Source organism: Gordonia sp. SMJS1, assembly GCF_029866425.1.
Taxonomy (GTDB): Bacteria; Actinomycetota; Actinomycetes; order Mycobacteriales; family Mycobacteriaceae; genus Gordonia; species Gordonia hongkongensis.
On sequence record NZ_CP123381.1, the window covers coordinates 5,248,537 to 5,267,972 of the forward strand.

The 19,436-nt window shown below is 65.9% G+C and carries 20 protein-coding genes and 1 pseudogene; 9 read left to right on the plus strand and 12 right to left on the minus strand.

The annotated features are described in order from the left end of the window. Window positions 1-234 precede the first annotated feature (234 nt). Window positions 235-1,155: a sterol desaturase family protein gene (locus QAD21_RS23670; protein ID WP_068971287.1), complete on the minus strand. Its 921-nt coding sequence runs from the start codon at window positions 1,153-1,155 to the stop codon at window positions 235-237. A 102-nt stretch (window positions 1,156-1,257) separates the two neighbouring features. On the opposite strand from QAD21_RS23670, the gene QAD21_RS23675 reads away from it, so the two are divergent. Beyond that, a complete protein-coding gene (locus tag QAD21_RS23675; protein ID WP_068971288.1) occupies window positions 1,258-1,971 on the plus strand; it encodes a TetR/AcrR family transcriptional regulator in 714 nt (237 codons plus the stop codon). A 138-nt stretch (window positions 1,972-2,109) separates the two neighbouring features. Here QAD21_RS23675 and QAD21_RS23680 read toward each other — a convergent pair whose 3' ends face one another. Continuing rightward, window positions 2,110-3,327, minus strand: a complete 1,218-nt coding sequence (locus tag QAD21_RS23680) for an IS110 family transposase (RefSeq protein ID WP_280360320.1) — start codon at window positions 3,325-3,327, stop codon at window positions 2,110-2,112. 413 nt (window positions 3,328-3,740) lie between these two features. Between QAD21_RS23680 and QAD21_RS23685 the strand changes: the two genes are divergently transcribed. From QAD21_RS23685 to QAD21_RS23720, 8 genes are all read left to right on the plus strand, one after another. Further along, window positions 3,741-4,598: an SH3-like domain-containing protein gene (locus tag QAD21_RS23685; RefSeq protein WP_065630854.1), complete on the plus strand. Its 858-nt coding sequence runs from the start codon at window positions 3,741-3,743 to the stop codon at window positions 4,596-4,598. After that, window positions 4,595-5,299: a thiocyanate hydrolase subunit gamma gene (scnC, locus tag QAD21_RS23690; protein WP_065630853.1), complete on the plus strand. Its 705-nt coding sequence runs from the start codon at window positions 4,595-4,597 to the stop codon at window positions 5,297-5,299. The genes QAD21_RS23685 and scnC overlap by 4 nt, the downstream gene beginning before the upstream one ends. Window positions 5,300-5,302: 3 nt before the next feature. Then, the gene (locus QAD21_RS23695; RefSeq protein ID WP_065630852.1) at window positions 5,303-5,674 is read left to right on the plus strand and encodes a thiocyanate hydrolase; all 372 of its coding nucleotides are present in this window, start codon (window positions 5,303-5,305) and stop codon (window positions 5,672-5,674) included. 96 nt (window positions 5,675-5,770) lie between these two features. Next, the gene (sigM, locus tag QAD21_RS23700; protein ID WP_058252981.1) at window positions 5,771-6,337 is read left to right on the plus strand and encodes an RNA polymerase sigma factor SigM; all 567 of its coding nucleotides are present in this window, start codon (window positions 5,771-5,773) and stop codon (window positions 6,335-6,337) included. Window positions 6,338-6,538: 201 nt separating this feature from the next. Continuing rightward, on the plus strand, window positions 6,539-7,312 hold the full coding sequence (locus QAD21_RS23705; RefSeq protein ID WP_280360321.1) for a hypothetical protein: 774 nt from the start codon (window positions 6,539-6,541) through the stop codon (window positions 7,310-7,312). Between the two features lie 146 nt (window positions 7,313-7,458). Further along, window positions 7,459-8,475, plus strand: a complete 1,017-nt coding sequence (gene trxB / locus QAD21_RS23710; protein WP_280360322.1) for a thioredoxin-disulfide reductase — start codon at window positions 7,459-7,461, stop codon at window positions 8,473-8,475. 58 nt (window positions 8,476-8,533) lie between these two features. Beyond that, complete coding sequence (trxA, locus tag QAD21_RS23715; protein WP_058252984.1) at window positions 8,534-8,872, plus strand: thioredoxin; 339 nt, start codon at window positions 8,534-8,536, stop codon at window positions 8,870-8,872. A 269-nt stretch (window positions 8,873-9,141) separates the two neighbouring features. Continuing rightward, a complete protein-coding gene (locus QAD21_RS23720; protein ID WP_259937355.1) occupies window positions 9,142-10,320 on the plus strand; it encodes an N-acetylmuramoyl-L-alanine amidase in 1,179 nt (392 codons plus the stop codon). On the opposite strand, the gene QAD21_RS23725 is transcribed toward QAD21_RS23720, so the two are convergent. The 10 genes and pseudogenes from QAD21_RS23725 to rpmH form a co-directional block, all read right to left on the minus strand. Beyond that, window positions 10,265-11,119 carry a hypothetical protein gene (locus QAD21_RS23725; RefSeq protein ID WP_159371762.1) on the minus strand — a complete coding sequence of 285 codons (855 nt, stop codon included), beginning with the start codon at window positions 11,117-11,119 and terminating at the stop codon, window positions 10,265-10,267. The genes QAD21_RS23720 and QAD21_RS23725 overlap by 56 nt on opposite strands. 148 nt (window positions 11,120-11,267) lie before the next feature. Then, window positions 11,268-12,320 (minus strand): ParB/RepB/Spo0J family partition protein, encoded by a 1,053-nt coding sequence (locus tag QAD21_RS23730; RefSeq protein WP_058252987.1) that lies wholly within the window; start codon window positions 12,318-12,320, stop codon window positions 11,268-11,270. Window positions 12,321-12,384: 64 nt separating this feature from the next. Next, a pseudogene (locus QAD21_RS23735) lies at window positions 12,385-13,337 on the minus strand (ParA family protein). 169 nt (window positions 13,338-13,506) lie between these two features. Next, complete coding sequence (rsmG, locus tag QAD21_RS23740) at window positions 13,507-14,214, minus strand: 16S rRNA (guanine(527)-N(7))-methyltransferase RsmG (RefSeq protein WP_065630844.1); 708 nt, start codon at window positions 14,212-14,214, stop codon at window positions 13,507-13,509. Window positions 14,215-14,581: 367 nt separating this feature from the next. Beyond that, window positions 14,582-14,839, minus strand: coding sequence for a hypothetical protein (locus tag QAD21_RS23745; RefSeq protein WP_280360323.1), 258 nt, complete (start codon window positions 14,837-14,839; stop codon window positions 14,582-14,584). A gap of 1,075 nt (window positions 14,840-15,914) precedes the next feature. Next, window positions 15,915-16,619 carry a R3H domain-containing nucleic acid-binding protein gene (locus QAD21_RS23750; protein WP_280360324.1) on the minus strand — a complete coding sequence of 235 codons (705 nt, stop codon included), beginning with the start codon at window positions 16,617-16,619 and terminating at the stop codon, window positions 15,915-15,917. A 45-nt stretch (window positions 16,620-16,664) separates the two neighbouring features. Then, window positions 16,665-17,870 (minus strand): membrane protein insertase YidC, encoded by a 1,206-nt coding sequence (yidC, locus tag QAD21_RS23755; protein WP_058252991.1) that lies wholly within the window; start codon window positions 17,868-17,870, stop codon window positions 16,665-16,667. A 27-nt stretch (window positions 17,871-17,897) separates the two neighbouring features. Next, window positions 17,898-18,323, minus strand: coding sequence for a membrane protein insertion efficiency factor YidD (gene yidD / locus QAD21_RS23760; RefSeq protein ID WP_280360325.1), 426 nt, complete (start codon window positions 18,321-18,323; stop codon window positions 17,898-17,900). After that, the gene (gene rnpA / locus QAD21_RS23765; RefSeq protein WP_065630840.1) at window positions 18,320-18,748 is read right to left on the minus strand and encodes a ribonuclease P protein component; all 429 of its coding nucleotides are present in this window, start codon (window positions 18,746-18,748) and stop codon (window positions 18,320-18,322) included. The genes yidD and rnpA overlap by 4 nt, the downstream gene beginning before the upstream one ends. Before the next feature lie 46 nt (window positions 18,749-18,794). Next, window positions 18,795-18,938, minus strand: coding sequence for a 50S ribosomal protein L34 (gene rpmH / locus QAD21_RS23770; RefSeq protein ID WP_004020968.1), 144 nt, complete (start codon window positions 18,936-18,938; stop codon window positions 18,795-18,797). Between the last annotated feature and the right edge of the window lie 498 nt (window positions 18,939-19,436).

Below are 19,436 nucleotides of genomic sequence, written 5' to 3' on the forward strand. Positions count from 1 at the left end.
GGCCTCGGGCGCTTCGCCGTTCTCGGGGCGACGGTGGGGCAGCAAGGCTCGGATACCTGTTCGCGGCAGGCTCAGATGCACGAACCAGATTGCGTGAGTTGAGGTCTGACTCATTATTTTGGCGATCAGACGGGCGGTGCTCGGCATCCAGACCGCGCTCATCTCACTCGTCACGACGATCGGCACAGTGACCGCATATGGCGCCCGACCGACCTCGCCCTTGAGGCCGCTCCGTCAGATGCGTTCCGAGGATGCGCCAGTCGTCCCCGCCACCTGCTCTCCGACCAGGTCGCGTGGCGTCCATCCCGGCGGCCCGAAGACGTAGCCGAGGCGGGCGCGCCACGTCGACGCACCGCGCACATCCCGCGCGATCGCCGCATATTCGTGCGTCTGCAGTCGCAGGATGTTGTATGTGTCCACCGGTTTGGTCAGGCCGTAACGGGGCCGGCGGATCTCCGGAGCGAACGTGCCGAACATCCGGTCCCACAGGATGAAGACCCCGCCGTAGTTGCGGTCGAGGTACTCCGGGTCGCAGCCGTGGTGCACCCGATGGTGCGACGGTGTGTTGAGTACGAATTCGACGGGTGCCCAGAGTTTTCCGATCCGTTCGGTGTGAATCCAGAACTGGTAGATGAGATTCAGCGAGTAGGCGGCGAACACCAGGGCGGGCGGGATGCCGAGGAGCGGTAGGGGGATCCACATCAGCACCGCGGCGCTGATGTTCCACTTCTGCCGCAGCGCCGTCGCGAAGTTGAAGTACTCGCTGGAGTGATGGGCCTGATGGGTCGCCCACACCAGGCGGACCCGATGCGAGACGCGATGACTCCAGTAGAAGAGGAAGTCCACGCCCAGGAAGGCGATCATCCACGTGTACCACTCGTCCGCGGGCAGCTGCCACAGGGCGACATAGGCGAACAGCACGCTGTACAGCAGGAGTCCGAGGAATTTCCAGAAGGCGCTGGTCGCGATCGACACCAGTCCCATCGAGACGCTCGAACGCGCGTCCCGCGAGTCGTAGGCGCCCGGCGGCGCTGTCTCGGTGTCATCGTGCTCGAGTTTGGCCGCGGCGAACCACTCGATGGCCAGCAGGGTGACGAAGAACGGGATCGCGAGCACCGTCGGCTCACGCATCGGCTCCGGCAAGAACTCCAGCACGATTGTCCCCTCACAGCGATATCTGACACGACGCCATGTCACTTACTTCTGACAAGGTAACGTGTCAGAAGATCTGATGTAAAGACCCGGGAGGGAGCTCGCGTGACAGCCGTGCCGGACCCGACCCCGTCGACGCCGACCCCGCCCGGGCGACGCTATGGCGGGGCCGATCCGACGCAGCGGAGAGAACGCCGTCGAGCCGCTCTGATCGCGGCCGGGCTCGACGCCTTCGGAACCGACGGATACGCGAACGTGTCGGTGAAGGGGATCTGCGACCTCGCCGGGCTGACGCAGCGATACTTCTACGAGTCCTTCACCGACCGCGCCGCCCTGCTCGTCGCCGTGTACGACGACTGCGTCGACTTCGTCCGGGCGGCGACCGTCGATGCCGCAGCGGAGATCGCCGGCGCCGTCCCCGGATCATCGGACTCGGCGGAAGGCGTTGCTGCTGAGCGTGTTCCAGAGGTCACCCGGGCGGCTCTCGGCGCGTTCATGTCCTGCCTCGCCGACGATCCCCGGCGCGCGCGTGTGATGCTCGTCGAAGTGGTGGGGGTGTCCCCGGAGATCGAGCGGGTCCGCATGCGCGCGATCCACGACTGGGCCGCGCTCATCCTGGCACTCGCTCGTGGCTCGCGACCGACGTCGGACCGCGAACGGCTGGCGTCGGTGGGCCTGGTCGGGGGAGTCACCCAGCTTCTCGTCGACTGGTACGTCGCCGGTGCCGGGGAGGCCGACGCGGAACGCTACGCGCTCGACGAGATCCTCGACGTCTGTGTGGAGCTCTTCGTCGCCGCCTACGGCCGGCTTCTGACCTGACCCTTCGAGGCTGCTCCCGTATCCGCAAGAACTACAGAACCGCTGCTGTGTGGGGTCAAGACGATGCCCTCCCTCTGCTCCCTGAGGTGCGAGGAGCGCAAGCGACGAGCCACGAAGACATCCCAGGGGTGCAAGGTGTCAAGCGGCGAGGTTGGCGCGGTGGTTCCAGGCGGTGTGTTCGTTGTAGAGGGTGCGGTGTTTGAGGCAGCCGTGGAGGATGCCGATGAGCCGGTTGGCGAGCGCACGCAAGGCTTGGGGGTGGGACTTCTTCTGATCTCGCAGGCTGTCGTAGTAGACGCGGGCGCCGGGACTGCCGGTCAGCGCGCTTTGCGCCATCGCCATGGCCGCGGTGTTGAGGCGGGTGTTGCGGATATGGCGGGCCAGCACGACGTGCCCTTTGCCTGAGGCGATGGTCCGTGGTGAGGTGCCGGCATAGTTTCTGCGAGACTTGGCGGTGGCATAGCGTTCGGGGTCGTCCCCGAACTCGCCAAGCATCCGGGCGCCGGTGATGTCACCGACTCCGGGCATGGACAGGTAGATCTCGGCGTCCGGATGCGCTCTAAAAGACTGGGCCATACTGGTTTCCAGTTGATCAATTTGGGTGTTGAGCGTCGTCAGCATGTTCACCGTCACGGTCACGGTCGCCGCATACGCTGCGGTAAGTGCCTCCGGTGCGCTCAGATGACCGCCCCCACGCAGGGCCTGCTGGATCTCGCGGGCACGGGTATCGGTATTGCGTTGGCGGCCACCCTTTTTCAGAGCTGATCGGATCGCCGCGACCGTCAGTGCCGCTCCCTGTCGTGGGGTGGGAGCGCGACGCAACACCGCCAGGCAGTCTTTGTGGGCGAGGTCGCCGCCGAAGGCATCGACCGCGGCCGGATAGTAGGCGCCCAGTTGAGCGCGCAACACGTTCTGTTGTGCTGAGCGCGCCCACACCAGATTCTGATGCGTACGGGCCATCACCGTGATCGCCTTGACCTCGACGGTGTCGGCGGCGACCAATCGATGATTGTGCCGGTCGGTCCGCACCAGATCAGCCAGCGTTTTCGCGTCAGCCTTATCGGATTTGGTGCCCCCGACATGGTGGCGGTCGCGGTACCGCGACACCGACAACGGGTTGATCGCATACACCTGATAGCCCGCGGCGACCAGGGCGGCGACCCACATGCCGTGATCGGTTTCGATCCCCACCACCACCTCAGAGGGGTCGTGGGCGAACCGGGCGAGCAGGTCATGCATCGCCGTCACGCCGGCCGCGTTCTCGGGTAGTCGGCGGGTGGCCAGGGTGGTGCCGTGTTCATCCATCACGCACACGTCGTGATGATCCGACGCCCAGTCGTTGCCCACACAGATCATGTCGGTCGTTCACCTCGTCTTCGGTCGTCTCGATCGATCGTCGGTGTGAACCTTGGGGTGATCACCCTTGACGCGGCCTAATGGATCAGTGCTCACCCCACATGGTTCAGGGGGCACGACATCCCAGAAGCGTTCTAGCGGGTGATCCTTACCCGGCCGGGCCACGGTCTTCGTGTAGAAATCCGACACCGTTTCAGGGTCTCGGAGTGGTCACCGGCCGGGAAGGCTCACACAAACCAGCATCCCCTGCAGGACGCCGATCCACCCCCATTAGGGTTGATGCGCTCGCGGCTGTCGTTCGTTCGGATCGGGGAGCAAGGGCGTGCCGAAAACGCTCCTGAACCCCGTGGTCGGCGTGTAAGTTCTCCTGCAACTGCGCTGCAACCGTCGGACAAAGGTCCGGGAGGTGTCCGGTGAGCACTGCCGAAGAACGTGCGAGACAACTCGAACTCGTTGCGCGACTGCACTCCTCGTATCCCGAGCTGCCGGATGCCCCGACGCCCGATCTTCTCGACCACGATCGCTTCGTCGCCTACATGAAGCCGGTGCACGACGTCGGGGGTGAGCCCGACGCACCGATCACCTACGAGGGCAAGGCGTACGAGGAATGGGAGCACATGACCTATGTCATGTGTGAGGTGCTCGCCTGGCGCGGGATCTGGTTGTCCGAAGAGCGGCGTCGGATCGGCAACGTCGACGTCGGTCGCGCGGTCTACCTCGGAATCCCGTATTACGGACGCTGGTTGCTGGCGGTCGCCAGAATTCTCGTCGAGAAGCACCACATCGCGCTCGGCGAGCTCAGTGAACGCATGCTCGAGGTCCGGGAGCGATACGCGGGCGGACTGGACGGCCGGCGTCTCGAGGCCCGCCCGCGCAGCGTCGGCGACGGATCCGACGTCCCGCGGAACACACACCATCGGCACGCGATCGGAATCGGCGACCCGCAGATCTACGCCGGGCGGGCGGGCGACGCCGCGTTCGGCATCGGGGACCGGGTCCGGGTCCGCGAGCTGCCCGTCCTGTTGTACACGCGGACACCGGAATACGTCCGGGGCGCGGTCGGCGAGGTCGCGGCCGTCGCCTACGAGAGCCCAGCGCCCGAGGACGAGACCTGGGGTCTCTCCGACGCCCAACCGGAGTGGTTCTACGTGGTCCGGTTCACCATGGGCGACCTCTGGCACGGGTACACCGGGCCCGCCGACGACACCCTGCAGACCGAGATCCCCGAACGCTGGCTCGAATCCGCCGGCGGAGAGGACGACCGCCGATGAGCGACGATCACCACGACCACGACCGGACGGTCAAGCCGATGGTCGACGAGATCACCGACTTCGAGGTACTCGAGATCGCGCTGCGCGAGCTGTGCATCGAAAAGGGACTCTTCACCGCCGAGGAGCACCGCCGCTTCACCGAGTTCGCCGAACAGATCGGGCCGACGCCCGCGGCGACGCTCGTCGCCCGGGCCTGGCTCGACCCCGAGTTCGAGCGGTTGGCACTCGACGACCCGATGGCCGCCAGCAAAGAGGTCGGCGTCGACTGGCTCGAACCGACCGGTTTCGGAACACCCAGCGATTTCACGGCTTTCGAGATCCTCGCCGACACCCCCACGATCCATCACGTGATCGTGTGTGCGCTGTGCTCGTGCTATCCGCGCCCGATCCTGGGGAACTCGCCCGAGTGGTACCGAACGCCGAACTACCGTCGCCGGATGGTGCGGTGGCCGCGACAGGTGCTGTCCGAGTTCGGACTCCAGCTCCCGGAGGGTGTCTCCGTACGCGTGCAGGACTCCAATCAGAAGCACCGCTTCATGGTGATGCCGCAGCGCCCGGCAGGCACCGACGGATGGACCGAGCAGCAGCTGTCGGAGATCATCACCCGCGACTGCCTCATCGGAGTCGCGCTCCCCAGACCGGGTGTCACCACCAACGTCGTCTCGACCATCCGTCCGGCCGTCCACCCGGCGGGGGAGTAGCCGATGACCGAGGACGGACGCACCGGATCATCCCACGGACCACTCGAGGAGATCGTCGACCGGAACCAGGTGTGGCACCGGATGGCCGCGAAATACGGTGTGGAGAACCCTGTTCCACCGTGGAAGACGAGCCTCGACGGTCTCTGCGATGCGCTCGACCGGGTCGCCGATGCCACCGCGGTGAACGCGGGTACCCCCGGCGTCGTCGAACGACGCGACGAGGAGGACCGGCTGTCGGCGACCATCTACGCCGACCTGCCCTACCCTGAGAACCAACTGGTCGCCCTGGCACACACACTGCTCGACCGCGGGGTCATCGACGAGAGTGAGTTGCGAACGCGGATGGCTGCGGTGCGCGCCCGCCTGGAGTCCTGACCGGCCGGCCTGAGGACAGATCCGTCATCCGGCGACAGCTGTGCACAGCCGTCGCTCCAACGGATGACGCGGTGTCGGCTCCACTACTCTCAGCCCATGCCCGGGGGGAACGACGCGATCGACACGCGTAGCGACGAGCAGCTTCTGCACGCTCACCTCGCCGGCGACCCACACGCCTTCTCCGATCTCATCAGCCGCCATCTCGATTACCTATGGTCGGTGGCGCTGCGGACCAGCCAGAATCCCGAGGATGCCGCAGACGCGTTGCAGGACGCCCTCTTCGCCGCGCATCGGACCGCACACGACTTCCGGTCCGATGCCAAGGTGACGAGTTGGCTGCACCGGATCGTCGTGAACGCCGGCCTCGATCGCATCCGACGGAACAAGGTCCGCAGAACCGTGCCGCTGCCGGAATGGGACGTGGTCTCCATCGCCGACACCACCGACGACATCGCCGCCGTCGACCTGTCGGTGTCGATCGGGCGTGCATTGCACGTCCTCCCCGAAGGGCAACGAGCGGCCATCGTCGCCGTCGACATCGAGGGTTACACGGTCGCCGAAGCGGCCGAGATCCTCGGTGTCGCCGAGGGCACGATCAAGAGTCGATGCGCTCGCGGCCGCCTCAAACTCGCCCAGGTCCTCGGACATCTGCGGAGCGGCTGACCCGTCATCACCCCGACTGGTCCATCCCGTTCCCGACAGATCGCGGCCGGGGGGAACCGAACCGGGGCGGGCCGCGTCCAAGTATCCGACGGATCGCGACCAGGAGGCCACCTCCTCTGACCCGACTCCGCTCGTGAACCACGCCGAACCGAGCCGAACTCAACGAACGCCCGCCATCCCCCGGAATGGAAGACTGACACCATGACCCCTCGGGGACCAGACGACCACGAGACCGGCGATCTACCGGACCCGCCGTATTCGGCGGAGATCCTCGCCGACCTGCACGCCGGTGCACTGCCCGACCGGACAGCCGCACACATCCGTTCCCGCATCGTCGATGATGTTGCCGCGCAATCGATCCTGGCCGTGCTGGATCACACCTCCGACGATCTGCGCTCCGCCCGTCCGGCGCCCGCGCCCGTTCCCGACCAGGTCCGCGCCGACGTCGCGACCACCCTCGCCGCGCTCGGCCGGGATCCCGCACCGGTCGACATCTCGGTTGCACGCCGAGGGCGTCGACCCGCCCGCTCCCGATCGCGCGACGACCGTCGATTGGCCGGCCGTCTGTTACTGGCTGCCGCCGCGGTCATCATCGTCGCGGTCGGAACGGTCGGAATACTGCGGCTGGTGTCGGCGCCCGATGCGACCGGTCCCGGGCAGACACCGCGCGCCCAGTCGTCGTCGGTCCCGACCCCGGCGGGTCCCGCGGGCGTCGCGACCGCACTCTCGGTCCTCGGTCGTACCGACGGGGCACCGTTCGGTTCCGTGGAGGCGCTCCGCCGCTGCACCGCCGCGCACCTGGTACCGGTCGAGGTGGTGATCGTGGGTTCCGGTCGCATCCTCGTCGACGGCACCGGGGCCGCCGCGATTCTCTTGTCGACGGGCGTGGCAGGACGTTTCGACGCGCTGATCGTCGGCCTCGACTGTGACCTGGGAAATCCGGCGCTGATCTCACGGGGCATCGTCGGCGGGTGACCGGCACGTCGCGAGGCCCAGGGTTGCGCCGACCGGCCGGGGCACGCGTCGCGTCCGCGGGAACATCTCCGCCTACTCTGGTGTTGAAGCAGCCGTGACCCGCCTGGACTGGGCGGGTCTCGCTAAACCCACAGCACGGAGGACAAGTGAGCCAGCCAGAGACCCAGCAGATCCACGAGTTGATCATCATCGGATCTGGTCCTGCCGGGTACACCGCAGCGATCTACGCCGCACGCGCCGAGCTATCTCCAATCGTCTTCGAGGGCACCCAGTTCGGTGGCGCCCTGATGACGACCACCGAGGTGGAGAACTTCCCCGGTTTCCAGACCGGTATCCAGGGTCCGGTGTTGATGGACGAGATGCGTGAGCAGGCCATCCGCTTCGGCGCCGACCTGCGCATGGAGGACGTGGGCACCGTTCGGCTGACCGGCCGGATCAAGGAGGTCGAGGTCGGCGGGGAGATCTACCGGGCCCGCGCCGTCATCCTCGCCATGGGCGCGGCGGCGCGCTATCTCGGCATCGAGGGGGAGCAGCAGCTCCTCGGCCGCGGTGTGTCGGCCTGTGCCACCTGTGACGGTTTCTTCTTCAAGGACCAGGACATCGCCGTCATCGGCGGCGGCGACTCCGCGATGGAAGAGGCCACGTTTCTGACCAAGTTCGCGCGAAGTGTCACGCTGGTCCACCGTCGTGACGAGTTCCGGGCGTCGAAGATCATGCTCGAGCGCGCACGTGCCAACGACAAGATCCGTTTCGTCACCAATGCCGCGGTGCAGTCCGTGGTCGGCGACGGTTCGGTGTCGGGCCTGAAGGTCGAGGACACGCGCACCGGCGAGGTCAGCACCCTCGATGTGACCGGCATGTTCGTCGCGATCGGCCACGATCCGCGCAGCGAGTTGGTCCGCGGGCAGGTCGACCTGGATCCCGAGGGTTACGTCCTGGTCCAGGGACGTACGACCCTCACTTCTCTTCCCGGCGTGTTCGCTTCCGGGGACCTCGTGGACCACACCTACCGACAGGCCATCACCGCCGCGGGCAGTGGTTGTTCGGCGGCCATCGACGCCGAGCGTTGGCTGGCCGAGCAGGGTGAGGCAGCCGACCTCAGCGTGGACGATGCCGAGGCGGCCTCCGTTTCCGAGATCGACGCTGTTCAGGCACCCGCCTGAACCGTCAACCACTTACCACCTGGGCCACCCGGCCCGGTCCGACCAAGGAGATCAGATCATGGGTGCACACACCGTTGCCGTCACCGACACCACGTTCAAGGACGCCGTTCTCGGCGCCGACAAGCCGGTTCTGGTGGACTTCTGGGCCACCTGGTGCGGTCCCTGCCGCATGGTCGCTCCGGTTCTCGAGGAGATCGCTCGCGACCACGGCGACAAGCTGACGGTCGCCAAGCTCGATGTCGACGAGAGCCCGTCGACCGCGCGTGACTTCCAGATCATGTCCATCCCGACGATGATCCTGTTCGACAAGGGTCAGCCGGTGAAGACGATCGTCGGCGCCAAGGGCAAGGCCGCCCTGCTTCGTGAGCTCGACTCGGTCGTCGGCCAGTCGGCCTGACGACCTGCGATTTCACGCACATCGACGCGACAGTCCGACGGGTGAACGACGTTGCCGTTCCACCCGCGGACTGTTTGCGTTGGTAGTGTCGGCCGTGGTCTCGACCGGAGACCCCTGCACGCGGGATCACACCGATTCGGCTCCGTGCAGTTTGGTGTAGTGAAGTCCAGCTGCGAGAATGCAGGCTGACGTTTCACCGGTGTACCACTTGGCTACATCGGACATCGCGCAGAGCCGCACCTGCCGCGATTCGTACGAGGGGTGACCAGATGCCATTGTTCCGACTTGGTGATCACGGCTCGGCGGTGGCCGAGATCCGCGCCATCCTCGTCGGACGTGGTCTGTTGCCCGACGATGGATCCTCCAGCGCCACACACGGTGGGCCGGCGAACGGGTGGAATCCACCCGAAGCCGTCTTCGACGAGGCGTGTGACCGGGCCGTCCGTGCGTTTCAACAGGAGCGCGGCCTGATCGTCGACGGCATCGTCGGTCCGGCCACCTACCGCGTCCTGCGCGAGGCGTCCTACCGACTCGGCGCTCGAGTGCTCTCGTATCAGCTGTCGGCGCCCATGGTCGGCGACGATGTCGCCACCCTGCAGAGCCGGCTGCAGAACCTCGGTTACTTCACGTCGCTGGTCGACGGCATCTTCGGCCTGACCACTCATAACGCAGTCTGCCTTTACCAGAGTGAATACGGTCTCGCTTCCGACGGCATCTGCGGTCCGGCCACCCTGCGTTCACTGGAACGCCTCGGCACGAGAGTGACCGGCGGTTCGCCGTACGCGATCCGCGAAGAAGAGCACGTCCGTCGTTCCGGACCGCAGTTGTCCGGAAAGCGGATCCTCATCGACCCCGGCTCCGGTGGACTCCATGCCCTGTCGACGAGTGAGGTCGCCGACCGCGAGTCGGAACTGCTGTGGGACCTCGGTGCTCGTCTCGAAGGCCGGATGGCGGCCGCCGGAATGCAGACGTTCCTGTCGCATGACGGTCGGGGACGTCCCGGGGACGACGAGCGCGCTCGCGTCGCGAATCTGATGGACGCCGACCTGATGATCTCGCTCCGCTGCGGCCATTACCGGAACGCGCGCGCCAATGGTGTCGCGTCGTTCTACTTCGGCAACAACGACTCGTACTCGACGATCGGGCGCAACCTCGCCGGCTTCATCCAGCGGGAGATCGCGGCACGCACGCCGTTGTCGGACTGCCGGACCCACGAGCGCACATGGGACGTTCTCCGGCTCACCAAGATGCCCGTGGCCCTCATCGACGTCGGTTACATCACGAACCCGAACGACGCTGCAGTGCTTGCTGATTCGGATTGGCGCAACGTCATCGCCGACGCCATCGTAGTGGCGGTGAAGCGACTGTACCTGCTCGATCAGGACGATCGTCCTACGGGCACTTATACTTTCGCGGATCTGCTGGCCGCGGAGAACAGCTCCCGCTGATCCGCTGCGGCCCGGTTCCCACCGGGACCGCCGTCCGCTGCCGACCGGCCAGATCCATCTCGGCCATCACCACCAGTTTCTGCAGCGCACTCTCCACCTCGACCTTCCAGCCGAGCCCTTCGTCGAGCTCCAGTCGGAAACGCGGGAACCTCTGGTGCGACGACACGACGTCGAACCCGGAATCTTTCAGAAACGACGCGTCATTCATACAGTTCGTGCAGAGGTCGCCCTGGGGGTCGTCGAGGATCTCACGCGCGACTTCGACGATCGCCTCATCCGACCAGAGCTCGAGATCGTCGGCCACTCCGCCCGCGCTCCCGGCGAGCACGAAAGGATCCGCGCCGGACCCGTTCCGTACCAGACCGAACGATTCGACCGCCCGGACGCCTCGTCGGATCAGGTCGCCCAGCACCGCGTCCAGCAGGATGGTGGCTACTTCGTCGTGGCCGGGCTCGGTACGGATGCTGGTGAGCAGCACGGCGTCGTGGCTCACCGGCGACGTAGGGAAGTGCTGCGACCGCGGAACACGATTGGGCGGCGCGTAGAAGGCTGTACCGATGACAGTGTTCGTGCTCGACTCGATCGCGACCTGCCCGCACGCACCCCAATCGAGGAGAAGACCCGAGATCCACGCCTCCTTGTCGAACTCGCTTTCGTAGGGTTCGAGATCGCCGGGGCCCGGTACCGTGCCGCGGCTTGTCTGCGCCACGGGCTCGACTTCCCAGAAGACGCAATTGCGGGTGTGGTGGGGGAGCGACGCGAAGGATCCCAGTTCCAACCGAGTGACGGACACACTCATGTCGGTGCGCCCCGGTCGAGAGTTCCACGGATGCCGAATGTAGCAGCGCAACAACAGCTTTCGCTGCATGAGCGCCCGCTGGCTACCTCAATCGTCACTGTGACATTACTTCCGCGTCTAGGTGGTACCGGAAATCCCGCGCCGAAATTCACTTCTTCGGATCGATGAACTGGACAATGCGTTCCAGGTCGTCGACCGAGCCGAACTCCACCACGATCTTGCCTTTTCTTTTCCCTAGACTGACTGTAACCCTGGTGTCCAGACTGTCGGACAGTCTCTCCGCGAGATCCTGGAGGCCTGGCATCTGCATCGGACGGCGTTTCGGTGCCGACGGAGATTTCGCTTCCGGACCGTCGCCACGATTGGCGAGCGTGACAGCTTCTTCAGTCGCCCGCACCGACAACCCTTCGGCGACGATCCGCGCCGCGAGAGCTTCCTGAGCGTCGCTTCCGGTCTCGAGGGACAGGAGAGCGCGGGCATGGCCGGCCGACAGCACCCCCGCCGCGACCCGGCGTTGCACCGGAATCGGGAGTTTGAGCAACCGGATCATGTTGCTGATCAGCGGGCGAGAACGGCCGAGGCGAGAGGCGAGCTCCTCGTGCGTCACACCGAACTCCTCGAGCAGCTGCTGATAGGCCGCCGCTTCTTCGAGTGGGTTGAGCTGCGCACGGTGGATGTTCTCCAACAACGCATCGCGCAGCATGTCACCGTCAGGCGTCTCCCGCACAATCGCGGGGATGGCCTCGAGCCCTGCCTCCTGGCTTGCCCGCCACCGGCGCTCACCCATGACGATCTGATAGGCGATCCCATCCGCGGTGGGCTGCTTGAGTCGGCGCACCACGATGGGCTGCATCAGCCCGAACTCTCGAATCGAGTGCACGAGCTCCGCCATCGCCTCGTCATCGAAGACAGTTCTGGGCTGACTGGGATTCGGCTGGATCTCCTTCGGGGGCAACTCGCGGTACACCGCGCCCGCCTCTTCCGGGCTGAGAGGTTGCGTCCCGGTCGCCTGCGTAGCGGCAGTCGACGAGGTCTTGACGCCATCATCAGCTGTCGTCGGACCCTTGCCGATGACGACATCCGCTGCGGCGTTGCCGAGGCGCGGGGCGCCCGATTGGTCGTCGGCAGGCCCCGTCGGAATCAGCGCCGCGAGCCCTCGTCCGAGTCCACCCCGGCGCTGAGCGGCGTCTCGTTGACTCATTGGTGCTCCCTTTCGCGATGATGGTCGTGAGTCGGCGTGTCACGTGAACCGAGGCGATACCGGATCACGCCGGCGCCCCCTCGGCAGCCCGCAACGCCAGTTCGCGTGCGGCATCGAGGTAACTCATTGCGCCGCGAGAGCCGGGGTCATACTCGATGATCGTCATCCCGTAGCCGGGGGCCTCGGACACCTTGACGCTCCGCGGGATGATCGTGCTCAGCACCTTGTCGCCGAAGTGACGCCGCACTTCTTCGGCCACCTGGTCGGCCAGTTTCGTCCTGCCGTCGTACATCGTCAGCACGATCGTGGAGACGTGGAGCTCACGGTTGAGGTGCGCCTGTACGAGTTCGATATTGCGCAGCAGCTGTCCGACGCCCTCGAGTGCGTAATACTCGCACTGGATCGGGATGAGAACCTCACGGGCTGCCACCATCGCGTTGACGGTCAGCAGACCCAGTGATGGGGGACAGTCGATGAACACGTAGTCGATCTGGTACTTGGCAAGCACATCGTCGGCGAGCGCATTACGCAACCGATTCTCGCGGGCCACCAGCGACACGAGTTCGATCTCGGCGCCGGCCAGATCGAGAGTCGCAGGCACGCAGAACAGGCCGCGCTGGCTGGGCGACTCCTGGATCGCTTCCTCGAGGGTCACTTCACCGAGCAACAACTCGTACACCGATGCGATGTCCTCTGCGCGATGATCGATGCCGAGCGCGGTACTGGCGTTGCCCTGGGGGTCGAGATCGACAACCAGAACGCGAAGACCGCGCAGCGCGAGTCCCGCCGCAAGGTTGACGGTCGTCGTGGTCTTCCCGACGCCGCCCTTCTGATTGGCGACGGTCATGATCCGTGTATGCGGCGGTTTGGGTAGTTGCCCCGCACCCCCGGGAGTCAGTACCTGACTCGCGCGCTCGGCGGCCATGGCGATTGGGGTGTCGGCGAAGGGCTGGCCGTCAACTCCGGGGTGACCCCCTGCCGCAGTTTCACGTGAACATTCGGGTCTTGATCGACCACGCGTGGACTCCTTTGACCGACCTCGTACGGACTCGCGTCCGTACCGCCGGCGGCTGTAGCTGCCGACCCTACGGTCGCGGAAGCGTCCATTGCAGCACCTTCGGGGGTGCCGACAGAACGCTTCCTATTCTGCGCCCTCCGCGGACTCCACACCAATCCGATCGCCTCCTCAGCGCCGTCCGGAACGGCCACCGCGCGACCGCTCGGTCTTCGTTCCCACGATCACGGTCGTCGGCGTCTCGAGAACGCGATCGCCACACGTGTGAACCGTCAGTTCTGTGATCCCAGAGCGCCCGACCACCGCCCGATCGCGTTCGATCTCTTCGGCGGCTGACGACCCCTTGATCGCGATCATCTGGCCTCCGGGACGGACCAGGGGAGCGGACCATTTCGCCAACCGTTCGAGCGGCGCGACTGCTCGCGACGTCACCACATCGGCGGGCTCGACGACGGCGCGTACCGCCTTCTCTTCCGCTCGCCCTCGGATCACGATCACGTTGTCCAACGAGAGCGCGGCAGCAGCACGGTCCAGGAAGGTACTGCGCCGGAGTAGCGGTTCGATGAGCGTGATCGAGAGATCCGGACGTGCAATGGCGAGGGGGATGCCGGGGAGGCCGGCACCGCTGCCGATGTCGATCACGCGCGATCCGTCGGAGATGAGCTCACCGAGTACGCCGCAGTTGAGGATGTGACGATCCCACAGTCGCGGGACCTCTCGCGGCCCCATGAGTCCGTGGTCGATCCCGTCGGTGGCGAGGACGCGCCAGTAGTCCACCGCCAGCGCCACCCGCTCACCGAAGACATCAGTCGCGATGTCTGGCGGAACCGCCAACGCATCAAGATCGTGCTCGTGCCCGGGTTGTGCGTCAGACGGCACTTCGCCTCCGTTCGAGTGGGATACCTAGACAGTGTTTCACGTGAAACCCAACCCTCTGGCAGGTCGGTGCACATCGGGTCCTAGCGCGATGTTTCACGTGAAACACATCGATGTGATTCGACGACAAACCGGCGGAACTGAGCGCAACGTCCCGTCGAACCCGCGATCGACATCTGCGTCGCTTACGTCCCCTCCCGCTCCCTGGTCCGAGCGATACTCGAGACCCCTGACCCTTGGGGTACCAGAAGCACAGGCCGCCAGGCCCAGCGAGCGACGAAGAAGCGCGGTCGAGGTCGACGAGCCTCGATAGATTCGCGACGCATCTCGCCAGGACCCTTCGTGACGGCCTCCGCAAGCTCCGGCCCCCTCAGGGAGCGGTAGTTCCCTCGTAGCCCACGACGGCCGCCAGGCCGCAGATACCGAGGAGCGACCTGGCGAGCGGCACCACCCGCTCCCTGAGGAGCGAGCTTGCGAGCGTCACCTCCCTCTCCCCGAGGAGCGAGCTTGCGAGCGGCACCACCTGCTCCCTGAGGAGCGACCTGGCGAGCGGCACCACCCGCTCCCTGAGGAGCGAGCTTGCGAGCGGCACCACCCGCTCCCTGAGGAGCGAGCCTGCGAGCGTCACGAAGGGTCTTGGTGGGCCGGGTTGCGAAGACCCTTCGTGACGGCCTCCGCAAGCCCCGGCCTCCTCAGGGAACAGGGGGCGACGCGCCCTCCGCAAGCCCCGGACGCTCCTCAGGGAACAGGGGGCGACGCGCCCTCCGCAAGCCCCGGACGCTCCTCAGGGAACAGGGGGCGACGCGCCCTCCGTAAACTCCGGACGCTCCTCTGGGGGCAGGGGGCAGGTCGATCTGTCGGATCACGGGAGCACGGACTCGGATGTTCACGAGTGTTCTTCCGTGGTCCACAACGGCCGCCAGGCTGAAGATACTGACGGGCGAGCCCTGCGCCACCCAGCTCCCTGAGGTGCGAGCGAAGCGAGCCTCGAAGGGTCTGATGACGACCCGATCTGATTGACACTCTGGTGCCCGACGGAAGCGTCACGTGACAATTCGTTCGCTCTGTATCCGGAACCGAGCAGCGCGCGGTGTCGTTCGCCAGTGGCGACCCGTGGCGCGGGTATGCCAACCCGCCGGAGATTCTCCGCCGCCGTCCACGTTGCCAACACCCAGAACTGCCCCGGCGTCACACCGCCCGCCAAGACTGGCAACTCTGCCCACGCTCAACCGACCGCGCGTCGACCCGGGCCGGGCAATGAACGGCTTCGAGCTTTCTCGTCGCGCCCGGTACGCGTAGGCATCCACCGCGCTATGAGGACGTCCATGGTGCGAGTTGGCGCTACCGCCATGTGCAGCAACGTGGCCGGCTGAGGCGGCCGCAGGACGCGGGGGAGCGAGGGAACCGACGGATTCCGCCGGCCACCTCCTGGGAACTACAACTCGACCCGAGTCGCAAGGCGCGGCGGCCGTCAACCCGATCGCTCAACAGCACCCCGGCGCGCATCCGTTCTGCTGACCGCCTCCACGGACAAGCCTCGTGTTTCACGTGAAACAACAACCGTGTAAGTAGCCCACAGCGCGCAACGCCGACGAAACGCCACCCGCTATCGCGGCACACAACCAAGCACTACCCGGAGACGAAGCAGGCCCCGACCGAGACGGTCGGGGCCTGTTCACCTCCGTGGGGGAGGGGAGTACTTGCTACGAGGGGAGGACCACCACGCGACGTTTCGGCTCTGCACCCTCGCTCTCGCTGACGACGCCGTCGACGACCGCGACCGCGTCGTGCACGATCTTCCGCTCGAACGGAGTCATCGGATCCAGCGCTTCGCGCTCGCCGGACGACAGGACTCGCTCGGCGACCTCACGACCGAGGCGAGCCAGTCGATCGCGGCGATCAGCCCGCCAACGGGCGATGTCGAGCATCAGGCGGCTGCGTTCACCTGTCGCCTGCTGGACCGCAAGGCGGGTCAGCTCCTGGAGCGCGTCGAGGACCTCACCCTTGCGCCCGACGAGCTTCGTCAGGTCGTCGCCGCCATCGATGCTGACGACTGCTCGGTCGCCATCCACATCCAGGTCGATGTCACCATCGAAGTCGAGGACGTCGAGCAGCTGCTCGAGGTAGTCGCCGGCGATCTCGCCTTCTTCGACCAGACGGTCTTCGTTGTCTTCGTCCTCATCCGAGTCGTCGTCATCGGAGTCGTCGTCATCGGAGTCGTCGTCGACGTCGGTCTCGTCCGCGGCGTCATCATCGGCGTCGCTATGCACCGCTTCCGTGACGGCGTTCTCCGCCACCGCACCGTCGTCGCCGGCGGCCGACGAAGACGTATCGGCCTGGTCCTCGGTCTGGGATCCCGCCGTGGTCTCGGCGTCCGTACCGGCTTGAGTTGCAGTCTCTGCTGTCATCTCATTCACCTAACTTCTGTGCTTCATCGAACAAGTCTGGGGCGGTCATCGTTTGCCACCGCGTTTGTTTCCGCGTTTGGCCGTCGAACGGCTTCCGCGGTTGTGGTTCTGCTTCTTGCCCGGTGCGGCGCCGGCGCCGGGGCGTGTGGGCTTCTGACCCGGCTTGGGTTTGGCTCCCGCCCCGGTGTCCGCTGCGGCGGTCGTCGACTCGTCGGGCGATGCATCTGCGTCGACACCGTCGGTCCCGGCCTTGTCCGACGATCCGTCCTTCGAGAGGGAGACGTTCGTCGAGTCGGCGCCGTTGGTGTTCGTCGCCGCGGGCTTCTTCTTCCGGTCGGGTCGCGCGCCCGGCTTCGGCGCATTGGCCTTCAGCTTCTCCTGCTTGAGGAGCTTGGCCTCTTCCTCTTCCTTGGCGATGTGCCCGAAGACGATGTGCTGCTGACCGTAGGTCCAGATGTTGTTGCTCATCCAGTACAGGAGGATGGCGACCGGGAAGAACGGACCGGTCACGAGGATGCCGATCGGGAAGACGTACAGCGCGAGGTTGTTCATCATCCGGGTCTGCGGATTCTCCAGCGCCGCTTCGGGCTGACGGGCAACCGACGCACGCGAGTTCAGGTGCGTCGCGATGGAGGCGACGATCATCATGGGGATGACGACGAACGCGATCTGCGGGCGCGTGAAGTCGATGGGGGAGCCGGGCTCGACGAAGGCCTGGAACTCGGTCGCCGGCTCGACGAGGTAGGACGACAGCGGGACACCGAAGAGGCGGGCGTCGAGGAAGTTCTGCACCTGTTCGGCGCTGAACACGTAGTTGCCCTGGGACCGGGTCTCTGCCGCACTCATGCCGAGCTGACCCATGCCGGTGCCCATACGGTTGAACGAGCGCAGCACGTGGAACAGACCGATGAAGACCGGGATCTGGAGCAGCATCGGCAGGCAGCCGAGCATCGGGTTGAACCCGTGCTCCTTCTGCAGCTTCTGCATCTCCTCGGTCATCTTGACCCGATCCTTGGCGTACTTCTTACGGATCGCCTGGAGCTGCGGGTTGATCTCCTGCATCTTCTTCGTGGTGCGGATCTGCTTCACGAAGGGCTTGTAGAGAATCGCACGCAGGGTGAACACGAGGAACACCACCGACAGGGCCCAGGCGATGCCGTCGCCACCGGGGGAGTTCGGTGTGACATGGCTGAAGAGCCAATGCCAGACCCACATGATCCCGGAGACCGGGTAATAGATGAAGTCGAGCACGGGTCAGTTACCCCTCACTTGTTGTACTCACAGAGCACGCGTCTCGCCGGACGCGTGCTGATGGTTTCGAGGTCGGTGTGTGCCGGTCGCCGAGCGCCACAGGTCGCGGCACAGTTCGCCGAAGCCGCGTTCGGGAACCGGGTCGTAACCGGGTTTGTGCCAGGGCCCGCACTTCGCGAGCCGGATGACCGACAGCACCGAGCCGTAGAGGAAGCCGTGCCGGTCCAGTGCCTCGACCGCATATCCCGAGCAGGTGGGTTCGAACCGGCAGGACGGCAGACGCATCGGCGACACCCAGGTGCGGTACAGCTCGATGAGGAAGATGACGGTGCGGCGGGGGAGGAGGCGGACTCCGCGCCACAGGCGCGCGCCGGTTCCGCTCGAGGCCGCGTGCGGAGTCGTCGAATCCGCCTCGGTCTCAGGTGACGGCGTGGTGTCGGTGTTGCCCATCACCGCGGTCCCGCTCCGTCGGCCGACGCCGCGACGGCCTCGGACAGGGCGAGGACACGACGACTGGTGAACGCGTCGCGGAGCTGGTCGGCGAGCTCGTCGCTGGATCGCTCGGCCGCGCTTCGGCGGGCACGGACGACCACATAGGTCTCGTCGGGAAGCAGATGCGATGCGCCGGCGAATGCCGCGCGCAGTCGGCGGGCGACGAGATGGCGCGTCACCGCATTGCCGACGGATTTGCTGACCACGAGACCGAACCAGGGACCACCGGACATCGCCACGTCCCGTCGAAGGCTGCGGGGGTCGGGCCATTCACGACCGACCATCGCGAGATGGACGACGAAGTCACGACTGTTCACCCGCGCACCGGACTTGAGGGTGCGAGAGAAGTCGGATCCCCGTGAGATCCGATGAAGGGGCGCAGTCATCGAACAGCTGACCGGGCCCCGTGCGGGACCCGGTGAGAGCCGACGATCAGGCGGTGAGCTTCGCGCGGCCCTTGGAACGACGGCCGCTGACGATCGCACGTCCGGCGCGGGTCCGCATGCGCAGACGGAATCCGTGCACGCGCGCGCGACGACGATTGTTCGGCTGGAAAGTACGCTTGCCCTTGGCCACGGTGACTCCTTGTGCTCCCTGTGGGCACGCCGGTTACCCGGGCATGACCCACATGTTGTCGTTGGTCTGTTGATCCAGGACGGTGCCGAACTGGTGTCGGTGATGACTCGGCGAACACGGAAGTTCGCCGCGCAAATCCGCAACCTGGATGACCAGTCGAGACTACTGACACCGGGCGTCCAAATCAAACGACAACGTCCGTTCTCGGTGACCGTTCGCGACCAGTGTGTTCTGGGCCACGAAAGCAAGATTGTCAGCAGAATCGAGTCAAACGTCCTGATCGCTTTGTGGCCCTCCCCGACCTCTGTTACGTTCACTCACAGCGTCGGCCACCCCTCCCGTCGAGGTAGATCCTCGAGGACCTGGCTCCGACCGAAGTCCCCAGTTCGTCACCTTTGTACACAGGTGTGGATAACCCTGTGGAGAGACGGGGACTCCGGCGCAGATGCCACCGCTCTCGTGAACGCTGGTAGTTTTCCGGACCAGGAGGCCAGCCCC

What these genes read in the sequence shown, in the direction of transcription:
- QAD21_RS23680 (WP_280360320.1), bottom strand. Translation starts at nt 3,327, where the DNA reads ATGATCTGTGTGGGCAACGACTGGGCGTCGGATCATCACGACGTGTGC.
- scnC (WP_065630853.1), top strand. Translation starts at nt 4,595, where the DNA reads ATGAGCGACGATCACCACGACCACGACCGGACGGTCAAGCCGATGGTC.
- QAD21_RS23695 (WP_065630852.1), top strand. Translation starts at nt 5,303, where the DNA reads ATGACCGAGGACGGACGCACCGGATCATCCCACGGACCACTCGAGGAG.
- sigM (WP_058252981.1), top strand. Translation starts at nt 5,771, where the DNA reads ATGCCCGGGGGGAACGACGCGATCGACACGCGTAGCGACGAGCAGCTT.
- QAD21_RS23705 (WP_280360321.1), top strand. Translation starts at nt 6,539, where the DNA reads ATGACCCCTCGGGGACCAGACGACCACGAGACCGGCGATCTACCGGAC.
- trxA (WP_058252984.1), top strand. Translation starts at nt 8,534, where the DNA reads ATGGGTGCACACACCGTTGCCGTCACCGACACCACGTTCAAGGACGCC.
- QAD21_RS23720 (WP_259937355.1), top strand. Translation starts at nt 9,142, where the DNA reads ATGCCATTGTTCCGACTTGGTGATCACGGCTCGGCGGTGGCCGAGATC.
- QAD21_RS23725 (WP_159371762.1), bottom strand. Translation starts at nt 11,119, where the DNA reads ATGAGTGTGTCCGTCACTCGGTTGGAACTGGGATCCTTCGCGTCGCTC.
- QAD21_RS23730 (WP_058252987.1), bottom strand. Translation starts at nt 12,320, where the DNA reads ATGAGTCAACGAGACGCCGCTCAGCGCCGGGGTGGACTCGGACGAGGG.
- QAD21_RS23750 (WP_280360324.1), bottom strand. Translation starts at nt 16,619, where the DNA reads ATGACAGCAGAGACTGCAACTCAAGCCGGTACGGACGCCGAGACCACG.
- rnpA (WP_065630840.1), bottom strand. Translation starts at nt 18,748, where the DNA reads ATGACTGCGCCCCTTCATCGGATCTCACGGGGATCCGACTTCTCTCGC.